Annotated in this window: 16 protein-coding genes; 1 reads left to right on the top strand and 15 read right to left on the bottom strand. The window is 69.2% G+C overall.

The genetic code is table 11. The features are described 5' to 3' along the window. The first annotated feature begins 14 nt into the window (after positions 1-14). Positions 15-1,202 carry an ABC transporter permease gene (locus tag ACW9J6_RS02740; RefSeq protein ID WP_457114892.1) on the top strand — a complete coding sequence of 396 codons (1,188 nt, stop codon included), beginning with the start codon at positions 15-17 and terminating at the stop codon, positions 1,200-1,202. Positions 1,203-1,266: 64 nt separating this feature from the next. Here ACW9J6_RS02740 and ACW9J6_RS02735 read toward each other — a convergent pair whose 3' ends face one another. The 15 genes from ACW9J6_RS02735 to nuoG form a co-directional block, all read right to left on the bottom strand. Further along, positions 1,267-1,971, bottom strand: coding sequence for an ABC transporter ATP-binding protein (locus ACW9J6_RS02735; RefSeq protein ID WP_457114891.1), 705 nt, complete (start codon positions 1,969-1,971; stop codon positions 1,267-1,269). Positions 1,972-2,122: 151 nt separating this feature from the next. Then, entirely contained in the window at positions 2,123-3,421 is a 1,299-nt protein-coding gene (locus ACW9J6_RS02730) for a lipoprotein-releasing ABC transporter permease subunit (RefSeq protein ID WP_457114890.1), read from the bottom strand. Positions 3,422-4,088: 667 nt separating this feature from the next. Continuing rightward, positions 4,089-5,423, bottom strand: a complete 1,335-nt coding sequence (gene proS, locus ACW9J6_RS02725) for a proline--tRNA ligase (RefSeq protein WP_457114889.1) — start codon at positions 5,421-5,423, stop codon at positions 4,089-4,091. A gap of 535 nt (positions 5,424-5,958) precedes the next feature. After that, on the bottom strand, positions 5,959-6,225 hold the full coding sequence (locus ACW9J6_RS02720; protein ID WP_457115108.1) for a DUF1467 family protein: 267 nt from the start codon (positions 6,223-6,225) through the stop codon (positions 5,959-5,961). A gap of 73 nt (positions 6,226-6,298) precedes the next feature. Continuing rightward, positions 6,299-6,703: a methylmalonyl-CoA epimerase gene (mce, locus tag ACW9J6_RS02715; RefSeq protein WP_457114888.1), complete on the bottom strand. Its 405-nt coding sequence runs from the start codon at positions 6,701-6,703 to the stop codon at positions 6,299-6,301. A 99-nt stretch (positions 6,704-6,802) separates the two neighbouring features. Beyond that, a complete protein-coding gene (locus ACW9J6_RS02710; RefSeq protein WP_457114887.1) occupies positions 6,803-8,476 on the bottom strand; it encodes a ribonuclease J in 1,674 nt (557 codons plus the stop codon). A gap of 183 nt (positions 8,477-8,659) precedes the next feature. After that, the gene (locus ACW9J6_RS02705) at positions 8,660-9,457 is read right to left on the bottom strand and encodes a biotin--[acetyl-CoA-carboxylase] ligase (protein WP_457114886.1); all 798 of its coding nucleotides are present in this window, start codon (positions 9,455-9,457) and stop codon (positions 8,660-8,662) included. 9 nt (positions 9,458-9,466) lie between these two features. After that, positions 9,467-10,915, bottom strand: a complete 1,449-nt coding sequence (nuoN, locus tag ACW9J6_RS02700) for an NADH-quinone oxidoreductase subunit NuoN (RefSeq protein ID WP_457114885.1) — start codon at positions 10,913-10,915, stop codon at positions 9,467-9,469. Positions 10,916-10,924: 9 nt separating this feature from the next. After that, positions 10,925-12,445: an NADH-quinone oxidoreductase subunit M gene (locus ACW9J6_RS02695; protein WP_457114884.1), complete on the bottom strand. Its 1,521-nt coding sequence runs from the start codon at positions 12,443-12,445 to the stop codon at positions 10,925-10,927. 40 nt (positions 12,446-12,485) lie between these two features. Further along, positions 12,486-14,606 carry an NADH-quinone oxidoreductase subunit L gene (gene nuoL / locus ACW9J6_RS02690; protein ID WP_457114883.1) on the bottom strand — a complete coding sequence of 707 codons (2,121 nt, stop codon included), beginning with the start codon at positions 14,604-14,606 and terminating at the stop codon, positions 12,486-12,488. Between the two features lie 53 nt (positions 14,607-14,659). Next, a complete protein-coding gene (gene nuoK / locus ACW9J6_RS02685; protein WP_457114882.1) occupies positions 14,660-14,965 on the bottom strand; it encodes an NADH-quinone oxidoreductase subunit NuoK in 306 nt (101 codons plus the stop codon). Between the two features lie 256 nt (positions 14,966-15,221). After that, complete coding sequence (locus ACW9J6_RS02680; protein WP_457114881.1) at positions 15,222-15,842, bottom strand: NADH-quinone oxidoreductase subunit J; 621 nt, start codon at positions 15,840-15,842, stop codon at positions 15,222-15,224. A 225-nt stretch (positions 15,843-16,067) separates the two neighbouring features. Next, positions 16,068-16,556 carry an NADH-quinone oxidoreductase subunit NuoI gene (gene nuoI, locus ACW9J6_RS02675; RefSeq protein WP_457114880.1) on the bottom strand — a complete coding sequence of 163 codons (489 nt, stop codon included), beginning with the start codon at positions 16,554-16,556 and terminating at the stop codon, positions 16,068-16,070. 23 nt (positions 16,557-16,579) lie between these two features. Then, a complete protein-coding gene (nuoH, locus tag ACW9J6_RS02670; RefSeq protein WP_457114879.1) occupies positions 16,580-17,602 on the bottom strand; it encodes an NADH-quinone oxidoreductase subunit NuoH in 1,023 nt (340 codons plus the stop codon). Positions 17,603-17,614: 12 nt separating this feature from the next. After that, positions 17,615-19,696 (bottom strand): NADH-quinone oxidoreductase subunit NuoG, encoded by a 2,082-nt coding sequence (gene nuoG, locus ACW9J6_RS02665; RefSeq protein WP_457114878.1) that lies wholly within the window; start codon positions 19,694-19,696, stop codon positions 17,615-17,617. Positions 19,697-19,726 lie beyond the last annotated feature (30 nt).

Here is a 19,726-nt window from a genome sequence, read left to right as displayed (position 1 = left end):
GACGGGGAGCCCGCATGAACGAGCGTCCCCGCCCGGCCGAGTACGACACCGTCCCGGTCACATCGCCGGCCGCGGCGCCGGTCGTCCTCCCCTTGCCGGAGGTCGGCGCGCGCCGGCTCTCACCGCTGAACCAGCGCCGCCTCGCCAATTTCCGCGCGAACCGGCGCGGCGCGTGGTCGCTGCTGATCTTCTGCGTCCTGTTCGTGGTCAGCCTGTTCGCCGACTTCATCGCGAACGACAGGCCGATCCTGGTCTCCTACAAGGGCGAGATCCTCGCCCCGATCTTCGTCGATTATCCCGAGGAGAAGTTCGGCGGGTTCCTGGCCCGCACGGATTACCGGGACCCGGTGATCAAGAAGGAGATCGCGGAGAACGGCTGGGCGATCTGGCCGCCGATCCGCTTCTCCTACGACACGCACAACCTCGATCTTCCTGTGCCGGCGCCCGCGCCGCCGACCTGGCTCCTCACCGACGCGCAGTGCCGCCCGATGGCCGAGAAGGCCGGCGGCAGCGGCTGCGGCGCCATCGAGTGGAACTGGCTCGGCACGGACGACCAAGGCCGCGACGTGGTGGCGCGGCTGATCTACGGCTTTCGCATCTCGGTCCTGTTCGGCCTGATCCTGTCCCTGATCTCGTCGGTGGTGGGCGTGCTGGCGGGCGCCGTGCAGGGCTATTTCGGCGGCTGGATCGACCTCGTGTTCCAGCGCGTGATCGAGATCTGGACCGCCATCCCCTCGCTCTACCTGCTGATCATCATCTCGTCGATCATCACGCCGAGCTTCTTCGTGCTGCTCGGCATCCTGCTGCTGTTCTCCTGGGTGTCGCTGGTCGGCGTGGTGCGGGCGGAGTTCCTGCGGGCGCGCAACTTCGAATACGTGAGGGCTGCCCGCGCGCTCGGCCTGTCGAACGCCCGGATCATGTTCCGCCACCTGCTGCCCAACGCCATGGTGGCGACGCTGACCTTCCTGCCCTTCGTGCTGAACGGCTCGATCACCACCCTGACCTCGTTGGACTTCCTGGGCTTCGGCCTGCCGCCCGGATCGCCCTCGCTGGGCGAGCTGCTGGCGCAGGGCAAGGCGAACCTGCAGGCGCCCTGGCTCGGGCTGACCGGCTTCGCGGTGATCGCCGTGATGCTGAGCCTGCTGATCTTCGCCGGCGAGGCGGTGCGCGACGCCTTCGATCCGCGCAAGACCTTCCGGTAGCGAGGTCCTTCCCGGGGAGCGGGCTTCGCGCGATCGAGCCGTAGTCCCGCCGGCGGCACAGGGCCTACCGCGCCGCCACCACCTGGCCGTCCTCGATCGTCACCTGCCGGTCCATGCGGGCGGCGAGGTCGAAATTGTGGGTGGCGATCAGCGCGGCGACGCCCGAGGCGCGCACCAGCGAGACCAGCACCCCGAAGACGTGTCCGGCGGTCTGCGGGTCGAGGTTGCCGGTCGGCTCGTCGGCGAGGAGCAGGCGCGGGCCATTCGCGACCGCGCGGGCGATCGCCACCCGCTGCTGTTCGCCGCCCGAGAGTTCGGCCGGACGGTGCTCCAGCCGATGCTTGAGGCCGAGGAAGGCCAGCAGCTCCGCCGCCCGCGCGCGCGCCTCGCGGGCCCCGAGGCCGCGGATGAGCTGGGGCAGCGCCACGTTCTCCAGGGCCGAGAATTCCGGCAGCAGGTGGTGGGCCTGGTAGACGAAGCCCATCTCCTCGCGGCGCATGCGGGTGCGCGCGGCGTCGTCCATGCGGGCGCTCGGCTGCCCGCCGACATAGACCTCGCCGCCGTCCGGCCGCTCCAGCAGCCCCGCCACGTGCAGCAGCGTCGACTTGCCGGTGCCGGAAGGGGCGACCAGGGCCACGATCTCGCCCGGCCAGATCGCGAGATCCGCGCCCCGGAGGATGTCGAGGCTGCCCTCGCCCTGCGCGTAGCGACGCTCGACCCGCGACAGGAACAGGGCGGGGACGGGCTGCCGGGGATTCGAGGCGTCCATGGCGGTTCAGACCCTGCGGGGCGACGCGGCTGCGGCGGGACGAACGGCGGACCGGAAGGACATGGACGCGACACCCTTGCTGCGTGCCCGGAGGGGGAGCGCGTCGCCCCTCGGCCGCACACGCGAAACGCGAACCCTCACCGGGTTCGCCTCAGCCGTAGCGCAGCGCCTGGACGGGGTCGAGCCGCGCCGCGCGCCAGGACGGATAGAGCGTGGCGAGGAGCGACAGGACCAGCGACATCACCACCACGGCCACGACCTCGCTCGGATTGATCTCGCTCGGGATCTCCGAGAGGAAGCGCACGGTGGGATCCCAGGCGTTCGGCAGCAGGGTGCGCTGGATGACCGTGATGTTGGCGGCCACCAGGATCCCGAGCAGGAAGCCCACGACGGTCCCGGAGAAGCCGATCGACGCGCCGGTGATCAGGAACACCCGCATGATCGTGCCGCGCGTCGCCCCCATCGTGCGCAGGATGGCGATGTCGCTCGACTTGTCCTTCACCAGCATGATGAGGCTCGACACGATGTTCAGGGCCGCCACCAGCACGATCAGGGTCAGGATGATGAACATCACGTTGCGCTCGACCTCGAGCGCCGAGAAGAAGGTCCGGTTGCGCTGGCGCCAGTCGGTGAGCACGATCGGCCGCTCGGCCGCGAGGTCGAGGGCGGAGCGCAGGTCGCCGACCGCGTCCGCGTTGTCGAGGAACACCTCGATCACCGTGACGTCTCCGTCGCGGTTGAAATAGGCCTGGGCCTCGGCGAGCGGCATGTACACGAAGGTCGCGTCGAACTCCGACATGCCGACCTCGAAGATGGCCGCCACGTTGTAGCCCTTGGTCCGCGGCGCGGTGCCGAAGGGCGTGGTGGCGCCCTTGGGCGTGACCAGCGTGATGGTGTCGCCGACCTGCAGCCCGAGCGATTCCGCCAGCCGCCGGCCGATCGCCACGCCGCTGCCCGTGTCGAAGCCCTCCAGCGTGCCGCCCCGGATGTTGCCGGCGATGGCCTTGATCCGGTTCAGGTCCTGGGCGCGGACGCCGCGCACCAGCACGCCCGAGCCGCCATAGGGCGATGCCGCGAAGGCCTGACCCTCGACCATCGGCAGGGCGAGCCGCACGCCCGCCACCTTCGACAAGCGCTCGGAGAGGTCCGCGTAATCCGTCAGCGGCTTGTCGATCGGCGCGACGAAGATGTGGCCGTTGATGCCGACGATCTTCGAGAGGAGCTCCTTGCGGAACCCGCTCATCACCGAGAGGACGATGATCAGCGTCGCCACCCCCAGCATGATGCCGAGGAACGAGAAAAGGGCGATCGCCGAGACGAAGCCCTCCTTGCGGCGAGTGCGCAGGTAGCGGCCCGCGATGGTCCACTCGAAGGGGGCGAAGGGCGCGGTGCCGGACCCCGAGGATCGAAGGGTGGGGAACGCGAGACGCGCACGGAGGGCCGCGATCATGGCAGGCTCCGGGAGACACGCACTCTCCCCTCCACCGCTGCAGATACGGTTATGAGGGGAAAAGAAGCGCGCCTTCCGTCTCCCGAGTGGGCTTGCAGATTCGCACTTCGGGTGGTGCGCAGACCCTCTCCCCGCGTGCGGGGAGAGGGCCGCGACGACCTTGTCGTCGGCGCGGCGAGGCGGCGCACCGATCGCGGAGCGATCGGCCCGAGGGTGAGGGGGCGCTTTCGGAGGAGCCACATGCGGAACCGCCCCCTCACCCTCGCCCTGCGGGCTCGCTGCGGACCCGACGAGGGGTCCGCAGCCCTCTCCCCGCACGCGGGGAGAGGAGAAACCCGCGCCTCCTCCGGCGTAGTGTGAGTGAATAAGCCCGAGTGGGAGAGGGGTCGGGGGATCGAAGATGCCGCTTGAGGGTGGCTCGGCCTCGGCAAGACGTCTGAACCGTTCCGCTGGCAGCTCAACGGGTCAGGCCAATCCTGAAGCCCCACCCTCACCCCTACCCCTCTCCCACGCGGGAGCGGGGATCCCGCGCCTTTTCGAGACGCGCCCGAGCGACGAGAGCGATGCGCCTTGCGAGATGTCACGGCACGTACAGCGAACGACTGGATGTCGCGGAGACGATCGTGTGCAGCCAGGGAAGCGGTCCGCGCCCGCACCATCGCCGCGCTCAACCGGACGCCCCGCGCCGCAGGCGCGCCGCGAGCGCGTCGGGCGCCACCGTCTCGCGCTCGCCCGTCGCGCGGCGCTTGAGTTCGATCTGACCCTCGGCAAGCCCCTTCGGGCCGACGATCACCTGCCAGGGCAGGCCGATCAGGTCGGCGGTGGCGAACTTCGCCCCCGGGCGCTCGTCGCGGTCGTCGTAGAGCACGGAGAGCCCCGCCGCCTCCACGTCCTCCTGGATCTTGGCGCAGGCCGCGTCGGTGGCGGCGTCGCCGGTCTTCAGGTTCAAGAGCGCCACGTCGAAGGGCGCCACCGCGTCCGGCCACACGATGCCGGCCTCGTCGTGGCCCGCCTCGATGATCGCCGCCACGAGCCGGCTCGGCCCGATCCCGTAGGAGCCCATATGCACCGGCCGCTCCTGCCCGTCGGGCCCGGTCACCCGCGCGCCCATCGGCTCGGAATACTTGGTGCCGAAGTAGAAGATGTGGCCGACCTCGATGCCGCGGGCGGCCATCCGCGCCTCCTCGGCCACCGCCGCGAAGGCGTCGGGCTCGTGCATCTCGGAGGTCGCGGCGTAGCGCGAGGTCCAGTGATCGACCGTCGCCTGCAGGCCCGCGACGTCGTCGAAATCGGTGGAGGCCGGCGGGATCGGAAAATCCAGGTAGGCGCGGTCGCAGAAGACCTCGCTCTCGCCCGTCTGGGCCAGGATGATGAATTCGTGGCTGAGGTTCCCGCCGATCGGGCCGGTCTCGGCGCGCATCGGGATCGCCTTGAGCCCGAGCCGCGCGAAAGTGCGCAGATAGGCCACGAACATCTTGTTGTAGGCGTGCCGGGCCCCGGCCTCGTCGAGATCGAAGGAATAGGCGTCCTTCATCAGGAACTCCCGCGACCGCATGGTGCCGAAGCGTGGCCGCACCTCATCCCGGAACTTCCACTGGATGTGGTAGAGGTTCTTCGGCAGGTCCTTGTAGGAGCGCACGCCCGCGCGGAAGATCGCGGTGATCATCTCCTCGTTGGTGGGCCCGAACAGCATCTCGCGCTCGTGCCGGTCGCGGATGCGCAGCATCTCCTTGCCGTAGGCGTCGTAGCGGCCGGATTCGCGCCAGAGATCCGCCGACTGGATGGTCGGCATCAGGAGCTCGATCGCCCCGCTGCGGTTCTGCTCGGCCCGGATCACCTCCGTCACCCGGTTGAGCACGCGCAGGCCGAGGGGCAGCCAGGCGTAGATGCCCGCCGCCTCCTGGCGGATCATGCCGGCGCGGAGCATCAGCCGGTGGGAGACGATCTCCGCCTCCTTCGGGGTCTCACGCAGGATGGGCAGGAAGTAGCGGCTGAGACGCATGCGGGACCTTGACGGGCACGAGGGCGCGCGAGGCGCGGGGCCACGACTCGCCCGGGCACACAACACATTGCCCTGCCAAAACACAAGCGGCGCGTCGTCCCGGCCCGCGAGGCGGTGGCGCAACCATCGGTTTACTGATTCGCCTCCGGCGGACGCCGCTGCGCGCTCCACGCGCAATGGGGAAGAGGTCTCCTGCCGGCATGCAAAAAATCGCATCATTGCGCCTCGAAAGGCGTGACAATGCGAATTCTTCTTCCTATAAGCGGCCTGCGAAGCGCGCAGGACGGCAGAAAACGCCGACACGCACGGTCCGAGTCTCGGGAGGAAGAGTCAGCTGCAACACCCACCGGGGTGAAACAGAAGAGCGAGGCTGACGAAAACATCCAGAAGCTTTTAAAGCAAGGCTTGCGAGCCTTGCTTTTTTTATGCACGGCGGAGGCACGTCTGACAGCGTCAGACTGGTCGCAACCGGGATTCTGCCGCCCCCGACCCTACGTCGGGTTGCCTCGCACAACCTTCCTCCCGCTCGGCCGCGCTAGAGGCCGGCCAGCGGGAAGGCCGCAACGGCGGCCAGGAACACCACGTCGGAGATCAGCGTCGTCCAGAGGGCCTTGCGGCGCATCTGCGGGAGCGGCGGGGCACCGGGATCCTGGCCCGGCACGTAGGGGATCGACCCGTCGTCCTTGGCGCGGAACGGCAGCACCGCGAAGAGCAGCGTCCACCAGACCACGAAGTAGAGGGCGAGCGCCCCGAACCAGCTCAGGCCGAACGGTCCGGTGGCGAGGAGCAGCGCCGGCAGCATCGCGACGATGCAGGCGAGGAGAGCCCGCGGGATCGAGGCGGTGGCGCTGGTCAGGAGGGCGCTCAGCACCGGGTCAGGCCTGTTCCAGCTCGACCAGCGTCCCGAGGAAGTCCTTGGGATGCAGGAACAGCACGGGCTTGCCGTGGGCGCCGATGCGCGGCTCGCCGGAGCCGAGGATGCGGGCACCCTGCTCCTTGAGCCGGTCGCGGGCGGCCAGGATGTCGTCCACCTCGTAGCAGACGTGGTGGATGCCGCCCCCCGGGCTCCGCTCCAGGAAGGCGGCGATCGGGGAATCGGCCCCGAGCGGCTCCAGGAGCTCGATCTTGCTGTTGGGCAATTCCACGAAGATCACCGTGACCCCGTGCTCCGGCTGCGGCAGCGGCGGCGACAGGGTGGCGCCGAGACCGTCGCGGTAGACCTTGGCGGCGGCCTCCAGGTCCTTCACCGCGATGGCGACGTGGTTCAAGCGACCGATCATGGGCGTCACGCTCCTCATCGTCTCGTCGTGCGCCCGTTCTACACGAGGCCGCGGCGGTGCCACCCGGTCTTTCGTCGGACCGGGCGGCGGCGATCGGGATCAGACCTCGACCACCTGCACGTGGCAGGCCGGCTTCTTGCCCCAGACCTCGTTGACGGCCGAGCGGACCGCGCGGTCGACGGCGTTCTCGACCGCCTCGGAATCCCGCCGCTTCTGCCGCGACAATCCCTCGAAGGTCCGCTCCACCGCCTCCTCGACCACGTCGATGATCGCCTCGCCCTTGCGGCCGAAGGTGGGGAGCCCCATCAGGTCGATGGCCGGCTCGCCCTTCATCTGGCCGTGCTGGTCCACCGCGAGGGCGACCGAGATGATGCCCGTGAAGGCGAGCTTGCGGCGCTCCGGGATGGCACGGTCGTTCTCGCCGATCAGCACCATGCCGTCCTTGTAGAGCCGGCCGCGGGTGACGTGGTCGATGATCTCCGGCTCGCCGGGTGCCAGCCGGATCAGCGTGCCGTTGCGCGCCTTGACGATCTCCGCGACCCCCTGCTTGCGGGCGAAGGTCGCGTGCTCGGCGAGGTGGAGCGCCTCACCGTGGACGGGCACCGCGATCCGCGGCTTGGTCCAGCGATACATGGCGGCGAGTTCGTCGCGGCGCGGATGGCCGGAGACGTGGACCAGTTCCGTGCGGTCGGTGATCACCTCGACGCCGGCCTCGACGAGGTCGTTGATGATCGCGCCGATCGAGCGCTCGTTCCCGGGGATCGCCCGCGAGGAGAAGATCACCCGGTCGCCCGCCGCCAGGGCGATGTCGGGGTGCTCCTCCCGGGAAACCCGGCCGAGGGCCGCGCGCGGCTCGCCCTGGGATCCGGTGAGCAGGGCGACGACCTTGTCGCGGGGCAAGTAGCCGTAGGCGTCGGCCGAGCGGAAATCCGGAAGACCGTCGAGGTAGCCGCATTCCCGCGCCACGTCGATGACCCGGTCCATGGCCCGGCCGACCGCGATCACCTCGCGGCCGCAGGCCCGCGCGGCCTCCGCCACCGCCCGGATGCGGGCGACGTTCGACGCGAAGGTCGTGACCGCGACGCGGTGGGGCGAGGTCTTGATCAGCTCCGCGAGGTGGGCCGCCACCTCGGTCTCGCTCGGCGAGCGCCCCTCGCGCGTGACGTTGGTCGAGTCGCAGATCAGCGCCAGCACGCCCTCCTCGCCGAGGCGCAGGAAAGCCTCCTCCGAGGTGACGTTGCCCGCCACCGGCCCGTCATCGAGCTTCCAGTCGCCCGTGTGGAGGACGAGACCGTGCGCGGTGCGGATCGCGAGCGCGTTCGCCTCCGGGATCGAGTGGGCCACCGGCACGTACTCGACGTCGAACGGGCCGAAGGTCTGACGCTCGTTGGGGCGGATCTCCCGAAGGTCGATCTTCGGAGCGCCGGGCTCGCCGAGGCGCCGGGTCTCGATCAGGGCCTTGGTGAACTTCGTCGCGTAGACCGGCACCTTCAGGCGCGGCCACAGCTCCGAGAGGGCGCCGATATGGTCCTCGTGACCGTGCGTGATCAGGATCGCCAGCAGGTTCTCACGCTGCTTCTCGATGAAGCTAAGGTCCGGATACATCAGGTCGACGCCCGGCATGTGCTCCTCGCTGGCGAAGCCCATGCCGCAATCGACCATGATCCACTTGCGGGCGTTCGGCGGGCCGAAGCCGTAGAGCGCCGCATTCATTCCGATCTCGCCGACGCCGCCGAGCGGCAGGAAGACGAGTTCCTCTCCCTTCGCAGTCATGGACACATGTGACCTCGTGGGCCGCCGTCGCGGCTCCTCAACAAACGGCATCCTGCCGCCACGGTCGCGGCGCCGTCACGTCCTTCGCGGTCGCCCGTGGGCGACCCGGGGCCGCCATCGGCGCCCCGTTCCTGGTCTCGCGAGGGCCGTCGTCGCCATCCCGGCGCCGCCCCGACCCCGTCCCTACGCCGCTGACGCGGCAGAACCGAAATGCACCTCGCCCGCGGCGACCGTGCGGCGCGACCCATCGGCGAGGCGTAGCACCAGCCGACCGCCGAAATCGATGGTCTCGAAGGTGCCGGCGAGCCGGTCCGGTCCGGACTGGACGCGGACCTCGCTGCCCACGCCCGCCGCGGCGGAGAGCCAGGCATCGCGGACCGCCGGAAAGCCCCGCCCCTCATCCCACAGATGGAGGGCCCGAAGCCAGGTTCCCGTGAGCGTCCGCAGCACGCCCTCCGCGTCGGCGGGCCGGCCGGCGGCGCGCAGGGACGTCGCCCGGTAGGGCAGCCCCTCGGGCGCGGCCGTCACGTTGACGCCGAACCCGATCACCAGCACCGCACCGCCCCGCGGCAGCGTCTCGAATTCGAGCAGGATGCCGGCGAGCTTGGCGCCGTCGACCAAGAGGTCGTTCGGCCATTTCAGCCGGACCGGCGCCGCGCCCTCGCGCAACGGGCCGCAGGCGGCGGCGAGCGCCCGCTCCAGGCTCACCCCTGCCACGAAGCCGAGGGTCGCGACCTGCTCGGCCGCGAGCCCCGCCGGGACCGGCCAGGACAGGCTCGCGGACAGGTTGCCCTCGGGCGCCGACCAGGCATTCCCGCGGCGTCCCCTCCCCTCGGTCTGGCGGCGCGCCACCACCCAGAGCGGGCCCGGATCGCCCTCGCGGGCACGCAGCATCGCCTGCGTGCTCGTCGAGCCGAGTGTGTCGTGGGCTTCGAGGCGGTACCCCGAGGCGGCGGCCGCGGGGTCGAGGGAGAATGCCATGCAGTCGGATCAGAACAGGGATCGGGCGGCGGTGCCGGCCGCGGCCACCAGCGGGGCCGGGACGATCCAGAACAGCACCACCACGATGCTCGACGCGGCCAGCACGATGCGCAGGCCCGGCGCCAGGGGTTCGTAGGCGGCCTGCGGCTCGTCGAAATACATCACCTTGACGACGCGCAGGTAGTAGTAGGCGCCGACCACGCTGGTGACGACGCCGATCACCGCCAGCACGTTCAGGCCCGCCTTGATGGCCGCCGCGAAGACGTAGAACTTCGCGAAGAACCCGGCGAGCGGCGGGACGCCGGCGAGCGAGAACATCATCATGGCGAGGCAGAAGGCCATCCACGGATGGGTGCGCGACAGGCCCGAGAGGTCGTCGATCGTGTCGAACATCTGCCGCCCGCGCCGCATCCCGAGGATGATCGCGAAGGCGCCGAGCGTCATGGCGAGGTAGATCGCCATGTAGATCACGACGCCGCGCACGCCCTCCTCGGTGCCGGCCGCCAGCCCGATCAGCGCGTAGCCGACATTGCCGATCGACGAATAGGCCATCAGGCGCTTGAGGTTGCGCTGCCCGATCGCGGCGAAGGAGCCGAGCGCCATCGAGGCGATGGCGATGAACACGATGATCTGCCGCCACTCGTCGACCACGCCCGGGAAGGCGCCGACGAAGACGCGCACGGTCATCGCCATGGCGGCCATCTTGGGGGCCGAGGCGAAGAAGGCGGTCACCGGGGTCGGGGCGCCCTCGTAGACGTCCGGCGTCCACATGTGGAAGGGCACGGCCGCGAGCTTGAAGGCCACGCCCGCCGCCACGAAGACGATGCCGAGCACGAGGCCGAGGCCGACATGGGTCTGGCTGAGCGCCGTGACGATGCCCGGGAAGGACACGCTGCCGGTGAAGCCGTAGACCAGGGAGGCGCCGTAGAGCAGCATGCCCGACGAGAGCGCGCCGAGCACGAAGTACTTCAGGCCGGCCTCGGTCGAGCGCACGTCGTCGCGGTGGAACGAGGCGATGACGTAGGCGGCGAGCGACTGCAGTTCGAGGCCGAGATAGAGGCCGATCAGGTCGTTGGCCGAGGCCATGACCAGCATCCCGATCGAGGAGAGCACGATCAGGATCGGGTACTCGAACCGGGCGATGCGCTGCCGGTTGAACAGGTCCTGCGCCAGCAGCAGGGCCGCGATCGAGCCGAGCAGCGTCAGGGTCTTCATCACCCGGGCGAAGGCGTCGACCACGAAGGAGCCGTTGAACGTCGTCACCTTCGCCCCGAAGGGCTGCGTCACCACGGCGAACAGGGCGACGATCAGCACGATGATCGCCCCGACCGTGACGCTCTCCGCGGAGCGCTCACCCCGGAACGCCCCGTAGAGGATCAGCGTCAGGACGCCGAGCGCGAGGATCAGCTCCGGCAGGGCGGGCCCGAGGGCGGGCATGACGAGTGGGGCGGGATGCATCGGGGATCTCTATTGCGCGACCGGGAGCGCCGCGGCGGCGGTCTGGGTCGAGGAGAGGGCGGCCCGCAGCCCCTGCATCAGGGCGTCGGTCGAGGGGGCGAAGGTGTCGAGGATCGGGCTCGGGTGCACGCCGTAATAGATCGTCAGCACCACGAGCGGGGCCAGGATCGCGATCTCCCGGCGATCGAGGTCGGTGATCGCCTGCAGGCTCGGCTTGTCGAGCTTCCCGTAGATCACCCGCGCGTAGAGCCAGAGCGCGTAGCCCGCCGACAGGATGATGCCGAAGACCGAGAAGAACGACACCATCGGGTTCGCCCGGAAGGCGCCGAGCATCGACAGGAACTCGCCGACGAAGCCCGAGGTGCCCGGCAGGCCGACATTGGCCATGGTGAAGACCATCATGGCGACCGCGTAGACCGGCATCCGGTTCACGAGGCCGCCATAGGCCGCGATCTCGCGGGTGTGCATGCGGTCGTAGACGACGCCGACGCAGAGGAACAGCGCGCCCGAGACGATGCCGTGCGAGATCATCAGGAACAGGGCGCCCTGGATGCCCTGCTCGGTCATGGTGAAGAGGCCGAGCGTCACGAAGCCCATATGAGCCACCGACGAGTAGGCGATGAGCTTCTTGATGTCGGTCTGCACCAGCGCGACGAGCGAGGTGTAGATGATCGCCACCACCGAGAGCGCGAAGACCAGCGGCGCGAACTCGTGCGAGGCGTCCGGGAACATCGGCAGCGAGAACCGGATGAAGCCGTAGCCGCCCATCTTCAGAAGGATGCCGGCCAGGATCACCGAGCCCGCGGTGGGCGCCTCGACGTGGGCGTCGGGCAGCCAGGTGTGGACCGGCCACATCGGCATCTTCACCGCGAAGGAGGCGAAGAAGGCCAGCCAGAGCCAGGTCTGCATGTTCACCGGGAAGTGGTGCTGCAGCAGGGTCGGGATGTCGGTGGTGCCGGCCTCCCAGTACATCGCCAGGATGGCGAGCAGCATCAGCACCGAGCCGAGCAGGGTGTAGAGGAAGAACTTGAACGAGGCGTAGATCCGACGCTTGCCGCCCCAGATACCGATGATCAGGAACATCGGGATCAGGCCGGCCTCGAAGAAGAGGTAGAACAGCACGAGGTCGAGCGCGCTGAACACGCCGATCATCGTGGTCTCGAGGACCAGGAAGGCGACGAAGTACTCCTTCACCCGGGTCCCGATCGAGTGCCAGGAGGCGGCGATGCAGAACGGCATCAGGAACGTGGTGAGGAGCAGGAGCGGCATCGAGAACCCGTCGACGCCGAGCTTGAAGCGGATCGAGTCCGTCAGCCAGGCGTGGGTCTCGACGAGCTGGAACGCCGCCGTCGAGGTGTCGTAGCGGCCCCAGGCCACCAGCGAGAGCAGGAAGGTGGCGATCGTGGCGATGAGCGCGGCCCAGCGGGCGTTGCGCTGCACGCCCTCCTCGTCGCCCTGCAGGGTGAGGATGAAGGCGGCGCCGACGAGGGGCAGGATGAGGAGGCCGGAGAGGATCCCGAGGCCGAACATCAGACGCGTCTCCGGTCGATTGGGGCGGGGCGGACGGGCATCAGTGGGCGCCCACGCCGTTCAGGAGGTACCAGCTCACCAGCGCCGCGACGCCGACGAGCATCACGAAGGCGTAGTGGTAGACGTAGCCGGTCTGGAGCCGGACCACCCCACGGGTCACGTCCACCACCCGGGCCGCGATGCCGTTGGGGCCGAGCCCGTCGATGATCGTGCCATCGCCGACCTTCCACAGGAACGTGCCGAAGCCCTTGGCCGGGCGCACGAAGATCCGGTCGTAGATCTCGTCGAAGTACCACTTGTTGAGCAGGAAGCGGTAGAGCAGCGGCTGGCTCGACGCGAGCTGGTTCGGCAGTTCCGGCCGGCGGATATACATCACGTAGGCGAGCAGGAAGCCGAGCACCAGCATCACGAAGGGTGATGCGGAGACCCAGGCCGGGGCCTCGTGGATCGCGTGCATGATGTGGTTGTCCGGCGAGTGCGCGATCGCGCCCTTCCAGAACTCGTCCATGCCCTCGCCGATGAAGCGGTTCTTGAACACCAGGCCCGCGAACAGCGCGCCCAGCGCCAGGATCGCGAGCGGGATCGTCATCACGCGCGGGCTCTCGTGGGGCGTGTGCGCGTGGTGGTGATCGTCGTGGTGCGCGAGGTCCGAATGCGAGACCGGCTCGACGTCGTGGCCCTTGTCGTCGTGGGCGACGCCCTCGTGGTGGCCCGGCGCGCCGTCGGCCTCGGCCGCGTGGGCCGCGACCGCGTGGTGGCCCGTGGCATGCGCGTGGTCGTCGTGGTGACCATGCGCGTGGGCATTCTGCCATCGGGCCGGCCCCTCGAAGGTGAGGAAGAACAGGCGCCAGGAGTAGAAGGAGGTGAAGAAGGCCGCGATCACGGTGGCGAGGAACGCGAGCACGTGGCCCGGCCGGTCCGACATGTAGGCCGCCTCGATGATCGCGTCCTTCGAGTAGTAGCCCGCCGTGAAGGGGAAGCCGATCAGCGCCAGGGTGCCGATCGCCATCATCAGCGTGGTGAAGGGGATGTAGCGGCGCAGCGCGCCCATGTTCCGCATGTCCTGCTCGTGGTGCATCGCGTGGATGACCGAGCCGGCCCCGAGGAACAGCAGCGCCTTGAAGAAGGCATGGGTGAAGAGGTGGAAGATGCCCGCCGCGTAGGCGCCGACGCCGAGCGCCACGAACATGTAGCCCAGCTGCGAGCAGGTCGAGTAGGCGATGACCCGCTTGATGTCGTTCTGCACGAGGCCGACCGTGGCCGCGAAGAAGGCCGTGATGCCCCCGATCACCGTGACGACGGTGAGCGCCGCCGGCGCCGCCTCGAAGAGCGGCGAGAGCCGCGCCACCATGAACACGCCCGCCGTCACCATGGTGGCGGCGTGGATGAGGGCCGAGACCGGGGTCGGGCCCTCCATGGCGTCGGGAAGCCAGGTGTGCAGCAGGAACTGCGCCGACTTGCCCATGGCACCCATGAACAGGAGCAGGCAGGCCAGCGTCAGGGCGTTCCAGTCATAGCCGAGGAAGTGGAAGCTCGCGCCCTTGAGCTCGGCCACCCGCGGGAAGATGCCGTCGAAGGCCACCGAGCCGAACAGGACGAAGACCAGGAAGATGCCGAGCGAGAAGCCGAAATCGCCGACGCGGTTGACGATGAAGGCCTTCATGGCCGCGGCGTTGGCCGAAGGCTTCTCGTACCAGAAGCCGATCAGCAGGTAGGAGGCCAGGCCGACGCCCTCCCAGCCGAAGAACATCTGCACGAGGTTGTCGGCCGTCACCAGCATCAGCATGGCGAAGGTGAACAGCGACAGGTAGGAGAAGAAGCGCGGCCGGTGCGGATCCTCCTCCATGTAGCCCATGGAGTACAGGTGCACGAGGGACGACACGCTCGTCACCACGACCAGCATGACGACGGTGAGGGTGTCGGCCCGGAAGGCCCAGTCGACCACGAGGTCGCCGGCCGAGAACCAGTGCGCCACCTGGTGCCGGGTCGCCCCGTGCCCCTCCCCTCCCGTGACCTCGAAGAAGGCCACCCAGGACAGGAGCGCGGCGAAGAACAGGATCGAGGTGGTGATGACCTCGCTCGCCTTGGCGCCGATGCGCCGGCCGAACAGGCCGGCGATGAGGGAGCCGATGAGGGGCAGGAAGACGATCGCGTGGTACATGCTCGGGGTCCGGCCTTCGGGCTGGGGCTCGGTGACGGCGAAGGGCTGGGATCTCAGCCCTTCATCATGCTGACGTCCTCAACCGCGATCGAGCCGCGGTTGCGGAAGTAGACCACCAGGATCGCGAGCCCGATCGCCGCCTCGGCGGCGGCCACCGTCAGGACGAACAGCGCGAAGACCTGGCCGACGATGTCGCCGAGATGGGTCGAGAAGGCGACGAGGTTGATGTTGACGGCGAGCAGGATCAGCTCGACGCACATCAGGATCACGATGATGTTCTTGCGGTTGATGAAGATGCCGAGCACGCCGAGCGTGAACAGGATCGCGGCGACCGTCAGGTAGTGGCTCAAACCGATCATCTGTCTGCCTCTCGGCCGCGGGGCGGCCGCCTCGTGTCAGCGTGCATTCATCGGGCGCGTGATCCCCTCTCCCGGGTGGGAGAGGGGTAGGGGCGATCGAAGATCGCGCAGGGTGGCTCGGGTTCAGGATCGTTCTGAACGGTCGAGCCGCCAGCGGCACGGTCCCGCCCTCTCGCGGAACCGTCTCCACCCTCACCCCTACCCTCTCCCACCCGGGAGAGGGGATCCCGCGCTCTCCTCGTCTGCCGTCCCGCCGTCACACTTCGACGCCCTGGCCGGTCGGGACCTTGCGCAGTTCCACCGCCATCGCCTGGGTGCGGGCGTTCTGCAGCGAGATGTCCTGCCGCTTCACGCCCGGCCGGTCGCGCAGCGTCAGCACGATCGCGCCGATCATCGCGACCAGCAGGATCAGCCCGGCGATCTGGAAGAACAGGAAGTAGTTCGTGTAGAGCACCGACCCGAGGGCCTGCGTGTTGGTGATCTGCTCGCCGCCCGGCGCGATCGCCAGCGGCGCCTGGACCAGGCCGGGGTCGATCGCCCAGGAGCCGACCACCAGCAGCAGCTCGACCAGGAACACCGCGCCGATCAGGCCACCGACCGGGAGGTAGTCCTGGAAGCCCTGGCGCAGCTCGGCGAAATCGACGTCGAGCATCATCACCACGAACAGGAACAGCACGGCGACGGCGCCGACATAGACCACGACCAGGATCATCGCCAGGAACTCGGCGCCCATCAGCACGAACAGGCCGGCCGCGTTCACGAAGGCGAGGATCAGGAACAGGACCGAGGTCACCGGGTTGCGGGCGGCGATCACCATGAAGCCCGAGGCGACCGTGATCGCGGCGAAGAGGTAGAAGAAGGCGGCGGCTGCGGTCATGCGCGAAACTCATGCCGCCTCGCGGCGGCCTCCTGCCTGGTGCCGACATCCGGCCCCGGATGCCCCGGCGGCCCGTCTATAGATCCCGCTCCCGCGACGCACAACGGGGGAAGCCGCTGCGCGAGGCGAATGCCGAATGGTGAGTGACGAATGGATTGGCGGTCGGCCGGGCGCCTTCACCCCATTTGCTATTCGCCATTCGCCATTCGCCACTCGCCATTCGCCCTACCGGTACGGTGCGTCCGCCGCGATGTTGCGAGCGATCTCGCGCTCCCAGCGGTCGCCGTTCGCGAGCAGCCGCTGCTTGTCGTAGAGGAGCTCCTCCCGGGTCTCGACGGAGAACTCGAAGTTCGGTCCTTCGACGATGGCGTCCACCGGGCAGGCCTCCTGGCACATGCCGCAGTAGATGCACTTCACCATGTCGATGTCGTAGCGCGTCGTGCGGCGCGTGCCGTCGTTGCGCCGCGGCCCCGCCTCGATGGTGATCGCCTGGGCCGGGCAGATCGCCTCGCAGAGCTTGCAGGCGATGCAACGCTCCTCGCCGTTCGGGTAGCGGCGCAGCGCGTGCTCGCCGCGGAAGCGCGGCGAGCGGTGACCCATCTCGAAGGGGTAGTTGATCGTCGCCTTGGGCTTGAAGAAGTAGCGCATGGCGAGGGTGAACCCCGACACGAACTCCTTCAGCAGCAGGCTGCGGGCGACTTGATCGAGCCTCATCGCTCAATCTCCGATTCTCAGGTTCAGGCGACCGGCGCGAGGCCGGTCAGCTTCAGGACGAGGGCGACGACGAAGACCATCACGAGCGACAGGGGCAGGAATACCTTCCAGCCCAGCCGCATGAGCTGGTCGTAGCGGTAGCGGGGCACCATCGCCTTGACCATGGCGATGAGGAAGAACAGGAAGCTCGCCTTCAGGGCGAACCAGATCAGGCCCGGCACCCAGGTGAAGGGCGCGAAGGGGATCGGCGAGAGCCAGCCGCCCAGGAACAGGATGGTTCCCAGCGCGCACATCGTGACGATCGCCACGTACTCGCCGAGCATGAACAGCAGGTACGGGGTCGAGGAGTACTCGACCATGTAGCCCGCCACGAGCTCCGATTCGGCCTCCGGCAGATCGAAGGGCGGGCGGTTCGTCTCGGCGAGCGCCGAGACGAAGAACACCACGAACATCGGGAACAGCCACAGCCAGTACCAGCCGAGGATACCGAGCGAGGTGTCCTGCGCGCGCACGATCTGCGACAGGTTCAGGGAGCCGGCGCACATCAGCACCGTGATGATCACGAAGCCGAGCGAGACCTCGTAGGACACCATCTGGGCGGCGGAGCGCAGGGCGCCCAGGAAGGCGTATTTCGAGTTCGAGGCCCAGCCGCCCATGATCACGCCGTAGACGCCGAGCGACGAGATCGCGAAGATGTAGGTCATGCCGACATTGATGTCGGCGATGGCCCAGCCGTCGGCCAGCGGGATCACCGCCCAGGCCGAGAGCGCCAGCGTCGCGAAGACGAGCGGCGCGAGCAGGAAGTACGCCTTATTGGCGCCCGCCGGGATCACCGGCTCCTTGAGCACGAACTTCAGCAGGTCGGCGAAGGACTGGAACAGGCCCCAGGGCCCGACCACGTTCGGGCCGCGCCGGAGCTGCACCGCCGCCCAGATCTTCCGGTCGGCGAGGAGCGCGTAGGCGATGAAGACGAGGAGCGCGACCAGCAGCACCACGCTCTTCAGCGCGATCAGGCCGACGGTCAGCAGGATGTCGGTGATGCTCATGGGGCGAGCGTCCTATTCGGCGGCCTGGAGCACGCGCTCGCGGGCGAGCCCGGAGCACTCCGCCAGCACCCGGGAGGCGCGGGCGATCGGGTTGGTGAGATAGAAATCGGCGATCGGCCCGCGGAAGGGCTCGCGGCCCGGCTCGCCGCCGAGTCTCTCGAGGGCCGTCAGCGCCGTCCCGAGATCCGATCCGGCGACCTGGTCGACCGCCGCGAAGTGCGGGTGGTCTGCGTAGAGCGCGCGGCGGAGCTGCGCCAGCGAATCGAAGGGCAGGCGCTGCCCGAGCGGCTCGGAGAGCGCGCGCAGGATCGCCCAATCCTCACGGGCGTCGCCCGGCGGGAAGCCGGCGCGGTTTCCGAGCTGCACGCGGCCTTCCGTGTTCACGTAGGTCGCCGACTTCTCGGTATAGGCGGCTCCCGGCAGGATCACGTCGGCGCGATGGGCACCGCGGTCGCCGTGGGTGCCCTGGTAGATCACGAAGGCGCCCGGCCCGACTTCCACCTCGTCCGCACCGAGGTTGTAGAGCACGTCGAGGGCGCCGGGCGCGATCATGCCGGCGAGGTCGAGCCCGCCCTCCCCCGGCACGAAGCCGAGGTCGAGCGCCCCGACGCGGGCGGCGGCAGTGTGCAGCACGCCGAAGCCGTTCCAGCCCTCGGCCAGCGCCCCGATGGAGCGGGCGTAGCGCGCCGCCGCCGCCAGGATCGCGCGGCCGTCCGGCCGGGCGAGCGCGCCCATACCGACGATCACCAGCGGGTGCTCGGCCTTGGTCAGCACCTCGGCGAAGCTGTGGTTGCCCGCAGCCAGGTCCGCCAGCGTCTCCGGACCGGCGCCCAGATAGGTGTGAGGATAGGTCAGGTCCGTCGGCTCGCCGATCACGCCGACCGCGAGCGGCGCCATGCGCCAGCGCTTGCGGATGCGCACGTTGAGGAGGGAGGCCTCGACGCGCGGATTCGCGCCGACGAGCAGGATCGCGTCCGCCTGCTCGATGCCGGCGATGGTTGTGCCCAGGGTGTAGGCGGCGCGGCCCCAGGCCGGGTCGATCGCGGCCGCGTCCTGCCGGCAGTCCAGGTTGGTCACGCCGAGGGCGGTCATCAGGCGCTTGAGCGCGTAGATCTCCTCGACGCCCGCGAGGTCGCCCACGATGGCGCCGACGCGCTTGGGATCCGCCCCCTTCAGCTTGGCCGCGATCGCCGCGAAGGCCTCGGCCCAGGAGGCGGGCCGCAGGCGGCCGTTCTCGCGCAGGTAGGGCCGATCGAGGCGCTGGAGCCGCAACCCGTCGACCACGTGCCGGGTCTTGTCGGAGATCCACTCCTCGTTGATGGCCTCGTTCACCCGGGGCTCGATCTGCATGACCTCGCGGCCGCGCGCGTCCACCCGGATCGCGCTGCCGACCGCGTCCATCACGTCGACCGATTCGGTCTTCGACAACTCCCAGGGGCGCACGTTGTAGGATTGCGGCTTGTGCACGAGCGCGCCGACCGGGCAGAGGTCGGCGACGTTGCCCTGCAGCTCCGATTCCATCGCCTGTTCGAGGTAGGAGGTGATCTCCATGTCCTCGCCGCGCCCGATGGCGCCGAGATCCGGCACGCCGGCCACCTCGGCCAGGAAGCGCACGCAGCGGGTGCAATGGATGCACCGGTTCATCGCCGTGCGCACCAGCGGGCCGATGTACTTGTCCTCGACCGCGCGCTTGTTCTCGCCGTAGCGGGTCGAGTCGACCCCGTAGGCCATCGCCTGGTCCTGCAGGTCGCAATGGCCGCCCTGGTCGCAGATCGGGCAGTCGAGCGGGTGGTTGATGAGGAGGAACTCCATTACCCCCTCGCGCGCCTTCTTGGTCAGCGCCGACTTGGTCAGCACCTGCGGCGGCTCGCCGTTCGGGCCGGGCCGGCAGTCGCGCACGCCCCAGGCGCAGGAGGCCACGGGCTTCGGCGCGCCCTTCAGCTCGACGAGGCACATGCGGCAATTGCCGGCGATCGACAGCCGCTCGTGGAAGCAGAAGCGCGGGATCTCCGCGCCGGCCGCCTCGCAAGCCTGCAGCAGCGTGTAGTCCGGCGGGACATCGACCTCGGTGCCGTCGACGACGATCTTGGTCACGGTGTTGTCTCCAGGCGTTCGCCGCGCGCG

The sequence above is a fragment of the Methylobacterium sp. JK268 genome (genome assembly GCF_054052225.1).
Note: the sequence above shows the minus strand (reverse complement) of the source record. Positions and strands in the feature narration are given on the sequence as shown.